The sequence below is a fragment of the Bradyrhizobium sp. USDA 3256 genome, from assembly GCF_054058275.1.
Genome location: NZ_JBSSAE010000002.1, coordinates 8,547,040 through 8,561,342, shown reverse-complemented (window position 1 = coordinate 8,561,342; position 14,303 = coordinate 8,547,040). Strand labels below are relative to the sequence as shown.

The 14,303-nt window shown below is 65.2% G+C and carries 9 protein-coding genes and 1 pseudogene; 4 read left to right on the top strand and 6 right to left on the bottom strand.

The features are described from left to right. Positions 1-57 precede the first annotated feature (57 nt). From ACVWY5_RS42195 to ugpB, 6 genes are all read right to left on the bottom strand, one after another. On the bottom strand, positions 58-1,887 hold the full coding sequence (locus ACVWY5_RS42195; RefSeq protein WP_028333796.1) for an ABC transporter ATP-binding protein: 1,830 nt from the start codon (positions 1,885-1,887) through the stop codon (positions 58-60). A 299-nt stretch (positions 1,888-2,186) separates the two neighbouring features. Next, positions 2,187-3,086 (bottom strand): ABC transporter permease, encoded by a 900-nt coding sequence (locus ACVWY5_RS42190; protein ID WP_028333797.1) that lies wholly within the window; start codon positions 3,084-3,086, stop codon positions 2,187-2,189. A gap of 3 nt (positions 3,087-3,089) precedes the next feature. Further along, the gene (locus tag ACVWY5_RS42185) at positions 3,090-4,103 is read right to left on the bottom strand and encodes an ABC transporter permease (RefSeq protein WP_028333798.1); all 1,014 of its coding nucleotides are present in this window, start codon (positions 4,101-4,103) and stop codon (positions 3,090-3,092) included. Between the two features lie 7 nt (positions 4,104-4,110). After that, a complete protein-coding gene (locus ACVWY5_RS42180; RefSeq protein WP_028333799.1) occupies positions 4,111-5,733 on the bottom strand; it encodes an ABC transporter substrate-binding protein in 1,623 nt (540 codons plus the stop codon). 247 nt (positions 5,734-5,980) lie between these two features. Next, a complete protein-coding gene (locus tag ACVWY5_RS42175; protein ID WP_028333800.1) occupies positions 5,981-6,928 on the bottom strand; it encodes an aminoglycoside phosphotransferase family protein in 948 nt (315 codons plus the stop codon). A 264-nt stretch (positions 6,929-7,192) separates the two neighbouring features. Beyond that, positions 7,193-8,512, bottom strand: a complete 1,320-nt coding sequence (ugpB, locus tag ACVWY5_RS42170) for a sn-glycerol-3-phosphate ABC transporter substrate-binding protein UgpB (protein ID WP_028333801.1) — start codon at positions 8,510-8,512, stop codon at positions 7,193-7,195. A 228-nt stretch (positions 8,513-8,740) separates the two neighbouring features. On the opposite strand from ugpB, the gene ACVWY5_RS42165 reads away from it, so the two are divergent. The 4 genes and pseudogenes from ACVWY5_RS42165 (at position 8,741) to ACVWY5_RS42150 (ending at position 14,252) form a co-directional block, all read left to right on the top strand. Next, positions 8,741-9,697 (top strand): TRAP transporter substrate-binding protein, encoded by a 957-nt coding sequence (locus ACVWY5_RS42165; RefSeq protein ID WP_050383198.1) that lies wholly within the window; start codon positions 8,741-8,743, stop codon positions 9,695-9,697. Between the two features lie 34 nt (positions 9,698-9,731). Continuing rightward, entirely contained in the window at positions 9,732-11,798 is a 2,067-nt protein-coding gene (locus ACVWY5_RS42160) for a sensor histidine kinase (RefSeq protein ID WP_028333803.1), read from the top strand. Then, positions 11,768-13,518 (top strand): annotated as a pseudogene (locus ACVWY5_RS42155) (ATP-binding response regulator). Before ACVWY5_RS42160 ends, ACVWY5_RS42155 begins: the two are co-directional and overlap by 31 nt. Beyond that, positions 13,515-14,252: a response regulator gene (locus tag ACVWY5_RS42150; protein WP_028333805.1), complete on the top strand. Its 738-nt coding sequence runs from the start codon at positions 13,515-13,517 to the stop codon at positions 14,250-14,252. The pseudogene ACVWY5_RS42155 and the gene ACVWY5_RS42150 overlap by 4 nt, the downstream one beginning before the upstream one ends. Positions 14,253-14,303: the final 51 nt, after the last annotated feature.

Here is a 14,303-nt window from a genome sequence, read left to right as displayed (position 1 = left end):
AACGATTTTGCGCATGATCCATTCGGAAAACCGGTCCCCACTTTTCCGGATCATGTGTCAAGACGCCGGCAGAGGCGGATGCGGAATCGCCGTCAGCAGCTCCCTTGTATAGGCATCCTGCGGATTGCCCAAGACGTGTTCGGATGCACCCTGCTCCACGATGCGGCCGGCGCGCATCACGATGACGCGATCGCACAGCAGGCGCACGACGTTGAGGTCGTGCGACACGAACAAATAGCTCATGCCCATCGACTGCTTGAGGTCCTGCAGCAAATTGAGCACCACCGCCTGCACCGAGACGTCAAGTGCCGCGGTCGGCTCGTCGAGGATCACGAGCTTCGGGTGCAGCGCGATTGCGCGTGCGATGCCGACGCGGGCCTTCTGGCCGCCGGAGAGCTGGTGCGGGAAGCGGTCCAACAGATTGACCGGCAAGCCGACCAGCCGCGCGAGCTCCTCGCAGCGGGCGCGGAGCGCGTCACGCCCCCTGATGTCGCCGAGTTGCATGATCGGGTCCGCGATCGCGCGCGCCGCGGTGAAGCGCGGATTGAGGCTATCGGTCGGATCCTGAAACACCATCTGGATCTGGCTGCGCCGCGGCAGCCGCGCGAACGACTGCGGTGCGATGCCGCCGATGTCCTCGCCGTCGAACATGATGCGGCCGGAGGTCTGATCCAGCAGCCGCATCGCCATCATCGACGTCGTCGACTTGCCGCAACCGGATTCGCCGACCAGCCCGACGCTCTCGCCATGATCGATCGAGAAGCTGATGCCGTCGACCGCGCGGAAGGTCTCTTCCTCGACCGGCGGCTTGCGCCCGAACAGTTTTGCCAGCATCCCGCCCGCGCCCTGGCGCGGATATTCCTTCACGAGCTTTTCGACTGATAGGAGGGGCTCTATCCTCCCCCTCTCCTCGTTCTTTACGGGGAAAGGGTTGGGGTGAGGGGCCGGATCCGCGGGCACGACCCGCGGAGAGCCCCCCTCACCCGCCACGCTCTGGCGCGCAAGTGCGCTGCCGAGCGTGTCGGCCTCGCCCCGCACGCGGGGCGAGGCTAAGAGCACATCTTCTTCCGGCAACAGATCCCGTAGCGACACCCCGAGCCGCGGCGTCGCGCGCATCAGCTTCCTGGTGTAGGCGTGCCGGGGCGCGGCGAAGATGTCGGCGGATTTGGCGGTCTCGACCACACGGCCCTTCTCCATCACCACGACGCGGTCGCAATAGGCGGCGGCAAGGCCGAGGTCGTGCGTGATCAGGATCGTCGACATCGATCGGCGCCGGGTCAGCTCGACGATCAGATCCATCACCGCCTTCTGGGTGGTGACGTCGAGCCCGGTGGTCGGCTCGTCGGCAATCAGAAGCTGCGGATTGCAGGCCAGCGCCAGCGCGATGACAACGCGCTGGCACATGCCGCCGGACAGTTCGAACGGATAGGCGTGGTAGCGCTCGCGTGCGCGCGCGATCTTGACCTGCTCCAGCGCCTCGATCGCCTTCTCGCCGCGATCGGTGACCTGCGCCTGCTGCACATGCTGGCGCAGCACATCCTCGATCTGGTGCCCGACCTTGCGGATCGGATTGAGCGCGGCGCGCGGGTTCTGGAAGATCATCGAGACTTCGCGGCCGCGCAGATCGCGCATCTGGCTCTCGGTCGCCGCCTTGACGTCGATGCCGGAGAACATCACCGAGCCCTCGGCGATCCGGCCGGCGCGATCGAGGATGCGCATCACGGCATAGGAGGTCACCGACTTGCCAGAGCCGGACTCGCCGACAATGCCGACGGTCTCGCCCTTGCCGACCGATATGTCGACGTGCTGCACCGCCTTGACGATGCCGCGACGCGTCGTGAACTCGACCGTGAGGTCTTTGACGTCGAGCAAAGGCTGGGCGGTCATGCGCACTCCTCCTCGTGGGGTGCGTCATCCAAAAATCCGCAAAACAACCCCATGCAAAGGAGCGGAGCGGTAGCTCGGCACCGCACCGAGACAGTCATTATGTCCTCCGCTTGTTCAGTGCGCCCCCTCGCCCCGCTCTTGCGGGGAGAGGGTTGGGGTGAGGGGCACCTATCGGCATGCGCAACTGGCTGAGGAGTACGCGGAGAGCCCCCTCACCCGGTCCGCTAACGCGGCCCGGCCTCTCCCCGCACGCGGGGAGAGGCGAAGAGAGCGCGCATGCGTTAGCCAGGTCCATATCGTCACGTCCTCCGCTGCGGATCGACGATGTCGCGCAGGCCATCGCCGAGCAGGTTGAAGCAGAACACCGCGATCATCAGCGCAAGGCCCGGGAACAGCGCGATCCACCATTCGCCCGACACCATGAAGCCCGCGCCCTCGGCGACCATGATGCCCCACTCGGCGGTCGGCGGCCGGACGCCGAGCCCGATGAAGGACAGGCCCGCGGCGTTGAGGATCGCGTAACCCATGGTCAGCGACATCTGCACGATCATGATCGGCATGATGTTGGGCAGGATGTGCCCGAGCAGGATGCGGTATTCGCCATTGCCCGAGAGACGCGCCGCCTGCACGAAGCCGGCGTTGCGGCGGACGTTTGCTTCAGCGCGTGCGACGCGGGCATAGAGCGGGAAGTTCACGATCGCGGTGGCGATGATGATGTTCTGCACGGTGTTGCCGAGCGCCGCGACGATGCCCATCGCCAGCACGAACAGCGGAAACGCCATGATGGTGTCGGCGATGCGGCCGACGATGCGGTCGGTCCAGCCGCCGAAATAGCCGGCGGCGATGCCGGCCAGCCCGCCCATCAGGAACACCAGCACGACGGAGGCGACCGCGATGAAGGTGTCGAGCCGCGTCGCGACAATGACGCGGCTGAAGATGTCGCGGCCGAGCTGATCGGTGCCGAACCAGTGCGCGGCGGACGGCGGCTTCAACGCTGCCGCGGTGTCGGAGGCGAGCGGGTCGTACGGCACCACATAGGGCCCGAACAGCGCGGCAAACAGGATCAGGACCAGCAACGCAAAGGCGAAGCCGGTGACCTTGTTTTCGCTCAAAACGTAGCGGGTCTGCTCAAAAGCCGCAGCAAGCCCGGACGAGCGGGCGGGACCTGCGGGTTCGACGGTTGGAGCTACGGTACTCATGCTCTAGCCCTCCAGCCTGACGCGGGGATCGATCACGCCGTAGAGGATGTCGATCATCAGATTGAGCAGCACATACATGACCGCCATGGTCAGCACGAAGCCCTGCACCGGCGCGAAGTCGGACGCGATCAGCGCCTCGACCGCGTAGGAGCCGATGCCGGGCCAGGCGAACACCTTCTCCACCAGCACATTGGCGCCCAGCAGGAACGAGAACACCATGCTGAGCGTGGTGATGACCGGCAGCATCGCGTTGCGGAAGGCGTAGGTGACGATCACCTTGCCGGGCGACAGGCCGCTGGCGCGCGCGGTTCGGACGAAGTCGGACGTCAGCACCGCCAGCATCGAGGCGCGCGTCATCCGCGCGATCGGCGCCAGCGAGAAGATCGCGAGCGTCACCGCCGGCAGGATCAATTGGCTGAGCGCAGAACGAAACGCCTCGAAGTCCCGCGCGATCAGCGCGTCGACGAGATAGAAGCCGGTGACGGTCGGCGGCGCGCTGGTGAACACATCGAGCCGACCGAGCGGCGCCGGCGACCAGCCGAGCCGGAAATAGAACACATAGACCAGCACGAGCCCGGTGAAGAACACCGGCAGCGACACGCCGGCCGTGGTGGTGACGCGGCAGAGATGGTCGATCCAGGAGCCCGGCCGCGTCGCCGCCAGCACGCCGAGCGGGATCGCGATCACGATGGAGACGACAAGGCCGAGCAGAGTGAGCTCGGCCGACGCCGGCAGGCGGCTGCGCAGTTCGGCCGCCACCGGCTGGCCCGTGGTGAGCGATGAGCCGAGATCGCCGTGGGCGAGATCGGTGCTGTAGCGCACGAACTGCTCGATCAGCGGCTTGTCGAAGCCGAGCTTCTTCCGGATCTGGTCGACCGCCTCCTTGGTGGCCGCGGGGCCAGCAAAATACGCCGCGGGATCACCCGGCAACGCACGCGTCAAAAGGAACGTCACGATCACGACCCCGATCAGCGAGGGGATCGCGAACAGCAGCCGCTTGCCGATCATCGCAAGCATGAGCGCCTCACCCCTTCGCCATCGCGCGATAGTCGAGGCGGCGGTGGAACCAGTATTGGTAGCCCGTCACGTTCTTCTGCATCGCGACGTTGACGAAGGGCTGATAGAGCGGGATGCGCGGGATGTCGGCGAAGGCGAGGTCGACGAAGCCCTTGACGTCGGTATCGTAGGCCGCGGTGTCGCCATTCGCGGCGGCGATGCGCGCGCCGTCGATAAGCTTGTCCATCTCCGGCGACTTGTAGCTCATCGTGTTGAAGATCGAATTGTTGCCGTGATAGCACCAGTAGAAGAAGTACTCGGGGTAATCGAGCCAGCCCGAGAACACGTTGGTGAACAGCGGCATTTCCTTCTTGGTGAGCTCGGTGCGCCAGTTGGCGCCGGGCACCTTGTTGATCGTGGTCTTGATGCCGAGCTGCGCGAGGCTCTCCTGCACCAGCACGCAGAGCGGCTCGTTGACCCCGGCGAAGTTCAGGTCGAACGAGATCGTGGTCTCGAAACCGTTGGCGTAGCCGGCCTCCGTGAGCAGCGCCTTGGCCTTCTCCATGTCGGTGTAGTACTTCGTCGGCTGCGGCCAGGCGACCTCGGTCGGCTTATCCTTTGCCGCGCCGAACATCGGGTTGGCGAGACCGAACAGCACCGCATCCATGATCTTCTGATACGGCATCGCGTAGGCCATCGCCTGCCGTACCTTGGGATTGTCGAACGGCGGCTTGGTCACGTTCATGCCGATATACTGGATGCCGTTGGAGAACGGCAGCGAGACCACGTTGAGCTTGCCGTTCGCCTTCATCTCCTGGAAATCCTTGAACGGCAGCTCGTAGGAGATGTCGGCGTCGCCGCGCTCGAGCAACGCACGACGGTTGCCGGCCTGCGGCACCATGCGCCAGATCACGCGCTTGATCTTCGGCAGCGGACCGCAAACCCAATCCTCGTTGCGCTCCATGACGACTTCGGTGCCGGCGGTCCATTTTGTCACCTTGTAGGCGCCGGAGCCCGCGGTCTGCTGCTTGGTGAATTCAAGGCCCCACGGATCCTTCTCGCTGGCGTTCTTCTTCACCAGCTCGGAGTTGACAACGCAGGGCACGATGACAGCGAGGTCGGGGATCGTCAGCTTGTCCTTCTTCAGGAAGTCGACGCGCACCGTATAATCGTCGACGATCACGAACTGCTCGGGCTTGGTCAGCGAGCCCGCGCTCATCTGGAAGGTCGGGAAGCCGCCGACGCTGACGGCACGGTCGAGCGACCATTTGACGTCCTTGGCCGTCACCGGCGTGCCGTCGTGGAATTTGGCGTTCTTGCGCAGCTTGAAGGTGACCGACATGTCGCCGATGTTGAAGTCCTCGGCGAGCTCGGGCTTGAACTTGTCGCGGTCGTAATAGGGCACGCCGCTAGGGCCGCTCTTCATCTCGTGGCTGATCAGGCGGTCGTAGCAATTCCACGACACCTCGTAGCCCGGCACGTTGGTGCCGACGCCATGGATGTCGAGATTGTTGGGGCCGCCTTCGGAGACGATCAGCAGCGTCTCGGAGCGCGCATCGGCCTTGGCCGGCGACCAGATCGCGGGTGCGGTCGGCGCCAACGCCCCCGCTGCCAGTCCGGACACCGATTTGAGGAAGTCGCGACGCTTCATGTGATGCTCCAACGCCTTTGAGAATGGCCTTGGAACTCGGATCGCAAGGATTGTGCCAACCCTTAACGAAACCTTATGTCCTGCTAATGCCTTGCCGGGGCGAAAGAAAACGCCAACCGGTATCGCGATCGGGCAAAATCTCAGATCGCCGATTGCATACAAAGGCAGGCCATATGCTCAATAGATGAGCAAGAAATGGCTCCTGCTTGCTTTGTGGCCGGCAATGAAGGCCGCGCGCTGAAGCGCGCTAATCCGGCCAGATCAGCTCCTGCAACTGCACGAGATCATCGACCCGGTCCGGCCAGCCCGCGATGCAGATGTGCCGGAGCGGATCGCTGGCAGAGTGCAGCATCAAGAGTGCCATCAGCCGCCGCTTCAGGGTGAACGTCACATCAGTGCGCGAGATGCCGAAACCATCGAACAGGCTACGCACCCGGCGCGGATGCCCGGCGGCCATGAAGGCGCTGGGACCGAGCAGGTCGTACTCGCCCCATCCGGTCCGGACGTCGCCGAAGTCGAACAGGCCGGAGACGTGCCAGCCGTCGGCCCGGCGATCGAGCAGGAAATTCTCCGGGATGTACTCGCCGGTCAGGATCACCGGCGGCGCGTTCATCGGGATCAGCTCAGTCGCGTCGCGCAGCAGATCGTCGAGCGAGGCGAGGAATTTCGCCGGCAGGCCGAGCCGCTCGTGCCGGGTCCGGCACTGTGCGATCTGCCCGTGCATGAAGGCCTCCCAGCGCGGCTCGATCGCGAGCAAGCCGCCGGGCGGCACGCGCTGCACCTCCGCGATCACGGCCCCGATCTCGGCGAGCACGCGCTCGCGCTCGGCTTCCGACAACGACGGCCACACCTCCGAGCCGACGGCGCCGGACAGGCGGGTGATGACGAGATAGGGCCAGCCGTCGCGTTCGCCCTCCGCGACAAGGTCGGGGATCGGAATGCCGAGCCGTCCGCGCAACTCGGCAAGCGCGCCGCGCTCGGACACGAATTGCGGGCGCAGAAACGGGGGGAAGAGCTTGAGGATCAGGCCATCGTCCAGCCCGACGACGAGGTTGGTGCCGGTCGAGAACACATGCGGCGCGAGGCACGACAACCCGTGGCCAGCAGCAATATCGCGCGCGACCGGCAGCCAGCGCGACGTGTCGCCGCGCCAGGCGCGGTAGCTGTCGTAGTCGGTGAGGAGAGGAAGCGGCATTCGCGATGTCATCGTAGCCCGGATGCAGCGCAGCGCAATCCGGGATTCTGCGCCACCTAAAAGACCGGCCCCGGATTTCGCTTCGCTTCATCCGAGCTACGAACTCTTCTACGAACTCTTCTCCTTCCCCCTGAAAGGGGGAAGGTCGGGATGGGGGTCTGCCACAGGCGTGATCGCTCGTAGAGAGAGCAGATCCCCACCCGCTTTGCTCTGGCGAGCAAAGCGACCTCCCCTTTTCAAGGGGAGGTAAGACAACGCATTCCCTCACCGGTCCGGATTGGCGCGCTCGAACTGGCGCAAGAGGCGGTTGCCGCGCTCGACGGCATTGTCCATCGCGGCCTGCGCAGATCGCTTGCCGGCGAACACCTGCTCGAGCTCCTCCTCGATCACGTCGCGGATCAGGACGAACGAGCCGAGCCGGATGCCCTTCGAATTATCGGTCGGCGGCTTCAGCGTCACCTCCTCGATCGAGATCGAGGCGCCGGGATTGCGATCGTAGAAACCCTGCGCGCGGGTCAGATCGAATGCCGCGCGGGTGATCGGCAGGTAGCCCGTGTTCTGGTGCCAGGTGGCCTGCACCTCCGGCCGCGACAGATAGGCGAAGAACTTCGCCACGCCGGCATATTCGGCGCGCGGCCGGTCGCGCAGCACCCACAGCGTCGCGCCGCCGATGATCGAGTTCTGCGGCGCGCCCTGCACGTCGGGTTCGTACGGCATCATGCCGTAGCCGACCTCGAATTTGGAATTGGCCTTGATGTCGGCGCGCGTGCCCGACGAGCCGATGAAGATGCCGCACTCGCCTTTCTGGAAGCGCGGCTCGGCCGCCTGCCCGCGGCCGCTGTAGTCGAAGGTCTTGTCGGCCTGCCACTGCGCGAGCTGCGCGATGTGGCGCACCACCAGCGGATTGTTGAAGATCAGCTGGGCGTCGAGCCCGGAAAACCCGTTGGCCTTGGTTGCGATCGGCAGGTTGTGGAAGGCGGAGAAGTTCTCGACATTGATCCAGGACGGCCATGACGTGGTCACGCCGCACATCGCGCCCGCCGCGCGCAGCCGCTTGGCCACGACGCCGAGCTCCGGCCAGGTCCTCGGCGGCACGCTCGGATCGAGCCCGGCGGAGCGGAACATATCCTTGTTGTAGTAGAGGATCGGCGTCGAGGCATTGAAGGGGAACGACAGCATGTTGCCGTCGACATCGGCATAATAGCCGGCCACCGCGGGCAGATAGGCCGACGGCGCGAACGCCTCGGATTGATCGCGCATCAGCTCGAACACCGGATAGATCGCGCCGCGGGCCGCCATCATGGTTGCGGTCGCGATCTCGTTGACCTGAACGATCGCCGGCTGGCTGCGCGATCGGAAGGCGAAGATCGCCGCGGTGACGGTCTCGGTGTAGTTGCCCTTGTAGGCGGGCACGATCCGGTAGTCGGATTGCGAGGCGTTGAAATCGGCGGCGAGCTTCTCGAGCTGCTTGCCGAGCTCGCCCGACATCGCGTGCCACCACATGATCTCGGTGGCCGCTCGCGCCGGCGACACAAGCAGAAGAGCCGCGATGACGAGGTGCAGGAGCTTAAAGGCGAGCTTCAAAGCGAACTTCACGACGAGCCGTTCCCGGATGCCAACACGCCCTCATAAGGCGCTACAACCGCAGATTCAACCGACACCGCAGGTTGCACCGCGGATTTAACGTTTGGCCGATGGCGAACCAGCGCCATTCTGCTAAAAATGCGTTGAACCTTTTCTTCCCGCCCTGGACACAAATCACAAGGGGAATAGTAGCCTGTGTACCGCCGCGCCGGCCTTTCGCGGATAACGATGCTTGCCGTCGCGCTGTCATGGGCAGCGGTCCCGGCGAGCGCTTTTGCGCGCGAATTCCGGACCGCCGATACCCAGAATGAGGACTATCCGACCGTCCAGGCGCTGAATTACATGGACCGCCTGATCGCTGAACGCACCGCCGGCCGGCACCGCATCGTGGTCTTCCATTCCCGCCAGCTCGGTGAGGAGAAGGAGACGCTGGAGCAGACCCGGGCCGGCGCCATCGATTTGAACCGGACCAATGTCGCGCTGATCGGGACAATGGTGCCGTCGGTCAACGTGCTGGCAATGCCGTTCCTGTTTCGATCGCCCGAACACCTGCAAACCGTGCTGGATGGACCGATCGGCAGCGAGATCCTGAACAGTCTCGGGGATCACGGCTTCGTCGGGCTGGCCTTCTACGATTCCGGCGCCCGCTCGATCTATAACAGCGTGCGCCCGGTGCGTTCGCTCGACGACCTCAAGGGACTGCGGGTGCGCGTGCAGCAATCCGAACGGATGTCGGACATGGTGCGCGCGCTCGGCGCCCAGCCGGTCCAGATGCCCTACGGCCAGGTGCTGACCGGATTCGCCACCGGGCTGATCGACGGCGCCGAGAACAACTGGGCGTCCTTCGTCACCACCGGTCACTATAAATATGCCGGCTACTACACGCTGACCCGGCACACTTTCAGTCCGGACGTGCTGCTGATGTCGCAAAAGGCCTGGGCCAGCCTCTCGCCGGAGGAGCAAACGATCTTCCGCGAGGCCGCGCAACGCTCCAGCGCCTACATGCGCGAGAGGTGGCGCGAGCTCGAGGAGCGCTCGCGCCAGCAGGCGGAGCTGGCCGGCGTCAAGATCGTGACCGACATCGACCGCAAGCCGTTCGAAGCCGCAATGGCCGGCATCTACGCCGAGGCCGAGCGCGATCCTGCGATATCGGCGCTGATCGAGCGCATCCGCAACATGGAGTAACCGGATCTTGGACGCACAACAGCAGGACGGGACTGTGCGACGGCGGGCGGCCTTCGGGCCGCAGGGCCGTTTCCGCATCGTCCAGTTGCTGCGTGCGGTCCCGATCCGCTGGCGCATCCTTTCGATCGCCCTGCTCAACTCCGCGGTCGTGATCGTGCTGGCGGTACTGATCTGGAACGGCTCGAAGGTGCTCGGCTCGGCCTGGGAGGATGTCCGCCAGGTGCGGGAATCCGACAAGATCCTGGCCAAGCTCGAAAGCGAGACCAGCCGTCTGCAGAACCTGATCCATCGCTACATCAACCAGCCGAGCCCGGATCTGTTCGCTGAAATCCTGCTGCTCCGCGAGGCCGTGCTCGGCACGCTGACCAACCGGGCCTCGACCGACCCGATGCTGTCAGGCTCGGTCGAGGAGCTGGAGCGCGTCACCAGCCGCTTCCTCGACGGCTTCGGCGAACTGCGCACCGTGCAGACCAGGATCGCCAAGACCTATGACGAGCAGGTGCTGTCGCCGACCAAGGACATGGCCGGGCTCTATTCGATCATCGAGGGCGCGACCGGCCATCGCGATGCGCTGATCTGGCCCGCGCTCGGCAAGTCGCGCGAAGCGTTCACCTCGCTGCTGGTCGCCGCCAACGCCTACTATCTCTCGCTTGCCTCCTCGTCGGCCGAGGAAGCCCGCCGCAACATCGATACGATCGAGCGGACGATTCCCGTCATGACCGATCTGGCCGAAAACGATCTGCAGCGCATGGCGCTGGCGCGGCTCAAGGTCAAGACCGCCGAGCTGCGCGACGGGCTCGGCAAGCTCAGCGAGCAGCTCACCAACCGCACCGATCTGCTGCGCAACTCGATCGACGCCAGCCAGGCGGATGCGATCGGCGCGATCGACGATCTCTCGGTGAAGATGCGCCAGCGCGAGCAGAAGGCGCAGGAGACGTTCGACAAGACGCTGACCTCGATCTCGCGCCGGGTGCTGTCGATTGCCGTGATCTTCCTCGGCGTCATCATGTCGGCCGGCGTCATGATCGCGCTGTCGATCCGGCTGCCGCTGGCGCAGATCATGGCCGCGATGCGCACCATCACCTCGGGGGACCTCGACCGGCCGGTGCAGGGCACGTCGGCCAAGGACGAGGTCGGCGCCATGGCGCGTGCGGTCGAAGTGTTCCGCGAAAACGCGATCGCCAAGCGGAAGACCGAGGACGAGCTGCGCACCGCCAAGGAGGAGGCCGAAAGCGCGCTGCTCGAGCTCAATACCGCACAGCAGAACCTGATCGATGCCGAACGCCTCGCGGCGCTCGGCGGCCTCGTTGCCGGCGTCGCCCACGAGGTCAACAACCCGATCGGCATCAGCCTGACGGTGGCCTCGAGCTTCGCCCGCCGCAGCGAGATGTTCGAGAACGATTTGAAGACCGAGCCGCTGCGCCGCTCCAAGCTCGACGAGTTCGTGCGCGCCTCGCGTGATGCATCGCAGCAACTGGTCTCGAACCTGACGCGCGCCGGCGAGCTGATCCAGTCGTTCAAGCAGGTCGCCGTCGATCGCTCGCATGCCGAGCGCCGCCAGTTCGCCTTGAGCGAATCCACCGACCAGATCGTGGCGAGCCTGCGGCCGGTGCTGAAGAAGGCCGCGATCGCGCTGTCGGTCGATGTGCCCGAGGGGCTCTTGATCGACGGCTATCCCGGCGCCTATGGGCAGATCTTAACCAATCTTTTCCTCAACGCCGTCAATCATGCCTTTGCCGATGGCCGCTCCGGCACCATCACCATCTCGGCGCGCGGGCGCGGCGCCGACGATGTGGAGATCATCTTCGCAGACGACGGGGCTGGCATGACGCCGGACGTGCAGCGGCAGGCGTTCGACCCGTTCTTTACGACGCGCCGCAACGAAGGTGGTACGGGCCTTGGCCTCCACATCGTCTATAACCTCGTCACCCAGCAGCTCGGTGGACGCATGATGCTGGAGTCAAGGGTAGGACAAGGCACCACTTTTCGCATTATCATGCCCAGGATCGCCAAGGGGGCTGCCAAAGGCGAGCCCACGATCGCTGACGCAGCAGCCGACGGAAGCAGTCAATGGCCGAACAGGACGATGTCCTCCAACTGATCGACGATACCGAGAGCCCGCCGGAGGACTCGTCGGCCCGGAAATGGAAGGTCGCCGTCATCGACGACGATCACGCCGTCCATGAAGGCACCCGCTTCGCGCTGAGCGACTACAACCTGAACGGTTCGACGCTGGAGATCCTCTCCGCCTACTCTGCGGCCGAAGGCCGCACGCTGATGCGGGACAACCCCGACATCGCGGCCGTGCTGCTCGACGTCATCATGGAGACCGACGTCGCCGGCCTCGAGCTCGTCGAGTTCATCCGCAACGAGATCAAGAACGAGACCGTGCGCATCATCCTGCGCACCGGCCAGCCCGGCCAGGCGCCGGAGCGGCGCGTCATCGTGCAATACGACATCAACGACTACAAGGCGAAGACCGAGCTCACCGCCGACAAGCTGTTCACGTCGCTGACTGCCGCGCTGCGCAGCTACCAGCAGCTCGAGCGCATGGTGCAGACACGGCGCGGGCTCGAGATCATCATCGACGCGGCCTCGACGCTGTACGATTTCAAGTCGATGCAGCGGCTGGCCGAGGGCGTGCTGACCCAGCTCGCCTCGCTGCTCAACGTCGACTGCGCCGGCATTCTGGTGCTGCGCGACGACGGCAATTCGGCCGCGGCCGATTTCTCGGTGCTGGCCTGCTCGGGCTGCTACAGCCGCTTCATCGGCACCACCTCGTCAAAGGCGCTCGATCCGGACCTGCGGCACATGGTGGAGGAAGCATTCCAGCGCCGCAAGAACGAGTTCGCCGACCACCGCAGCGTGCTCTATTCGCGCACCGGCAGCGGCCGCGAGGTTGTGGTGCTGCTGCAGGCCGAGCGCCAGCTCTCCGACACCGACCGTGCGCTGGTCGAGATCTTCTCGAGCCGGCTGTCGATCGCGTTCGACAATGTGATCCTCTACCAGCAGCTGCACGAGGCCAACACCCAGCTCGAGGACCGCGTCGCGCAGCGCACCCGCGCCCTGATGCAGGCCAACCGGCGGCTCTCGGCGCAATGGCTGCGGCTGCAGCGCGCCAACGGCTTCAAGAACGAGATCCTCGGCACCGTCGCCCACGATCTGAAGAATCCGCTCGGCGTGATCCTCGGCCGCACCGAGATGCTGACCGAACTGATTGGCGCCGGCTCGCCGAAGGAAAACGTCACGTCGCAGGTCGAGCACATCCGCGACGCGCGACCAAGCGGCTGACCTCGATGGTCGACCATCTGATCTCGGACGCGATGGCCGATGCCTTCGACATCACCATCCGCCGCGAGCCGGTCGACGTCGCGGCCCTGGTCAACGAGGTCACCGAGGCCAATTTGCCCTCGGCCGTCAACAAGCAGCAGAGCATCTCGGTCTCGGGGCCGCAGCAGTTCGTCACGATGTGCGACGCCGACCGGATTCGCGAGGCGATCGACAACCTCGTCAGCAACGCCATCAAGTACTCGCCGATCGGCGGCAAGATCACGGTCACGGTCAGCCATGAGGGCGACGACACCGTGATCCGGATCGCCGACCAGGGTCCCGGCCTCAGCCCCGAGGATCTCGGCCGGCTGTTCGGCCGGTTCCAGCGGCTGTCGGCCAAGCCGACCGCGGGCGAAAGCTCGACCGGGCTCGGCCTTTCCATCGTCAAGCGCATCATCGACATGCATGGCGGCCATGTGACCGCGCAGAGCCCGGGCCCCGGACAGGGGTCGACCTTTACGGTTACACTGCCGGCGACAGAGACATCATGAGCCAGAACCCGCATATCTTCATCGTGGACGATGAGGCGCCGGCCCGCGAAATGGTCGGCGATTACCTCAAGATGCACGGCTTCGGCGTGACGCTGTGCGACGGCGGCAAGAGCCTGCGCAAGGAGATCGAGGGCTGCACACCCGATCTCGTGGTGCTGGACCTCAACATGCCCGAGGAAGACGGGCTGTCGATCATTCGCGACCTCAAGAGTAAGATCAACGTCCCCGTCATCATGCTGACAGCTACTGCCAGCCCGATCGACCGGGTGGTCGGGCTGGAGCTCGGCGCCGACGACTACGTGGCCAAGCCCTGCGAATTGCGCGAGCTGATGGCGCGCATCCGCTCGGTGCTGCGGCGGAGCGGGCCGGCGAAAGCGGCGGCGCCGGAACCGGCGAGCGCCAAGGCCGAAAAGGAGCAGCTGGTTCGGTTCGGCACCAAATGGCTCGATCTCGAGGCCCAGGCGCTGCGCGACGACGAGGGCAATGAGCATCCGCTGACGGCGTCCGAATTCGGCCTCCTGAAAGTGTTCGCGGCCAACCCGAAGCGGGTGCTGTCGCGCGAGCGGCTGCTGGAACTCGCCAATGCGCGCGACGCGGAAGCCTTCGACCGCGCCGTCGACCTGCGCATCATGCGCATCCGCCGCAAGATTGAATTCGACCCGACCAAGCCGTCCGTGATCCGCACCATCCGCGGCGGCGGCTACCTGTTCTCGCCGACCGGCGACAAGGCTTAGCGCTGCGAAAGCTGCCCGCCTCTCAATGTCGTCCTGGCGAAAGCCAGGACC

Coding starts and splice junctions, on each gene's coding strand:
- ACVWY5_RS42195 (WP_028333796.1), bottom strand. CDS start 1,887: ATGACCGCCCAGCCTTTGCTCGACGTCAAAGACCTCACGGTCGAGTTC.
- ACVWY5_RS42190 (WP_028333797.1), bottom strand. CDS start 3,086: ATGAGTACCGTAGCTCCAACCGTCGAACCCGCAGGTCCCGCCCGCTCG.
- ACVWY5_RS42185 (WP_028333798.1), bottom strand. CDS start 4,103: ATGCTTGCGATGATCGGCAAGCGGCTGCTGTTCGCGATCCCCTCGCTG.
- ACVWY5_RS42180 (WP_028333799.1), bottom strand. CDS start 5,733: ATGAAGCGTCGCGACTTCCTCAAATCGGTGTCCGGACTGGCAGCGGGG.
- ACVWY5_RS42175 (WP_028333800.1), bottom strand. CDS start 6,928: ATGCCGCTTCCTCTCCTCACCGACTACGACAGCTACCGCGCCTGGCGC.
- ACVWY5_RS42165 (WP_050383198.1), top strand. CDS start 8,741: ATGCTTGCCGTCGCGCTGTCATGGGCAGCGGTCCCGGCGAGCGCTTTT.
- ACVWY5_RS42150 (WP_028333805.1), top strand. CDS start 13,515: ATGAGCCAGAACCCGCATATCTTCATCGTGGACGATGAGGCGCCGGCC.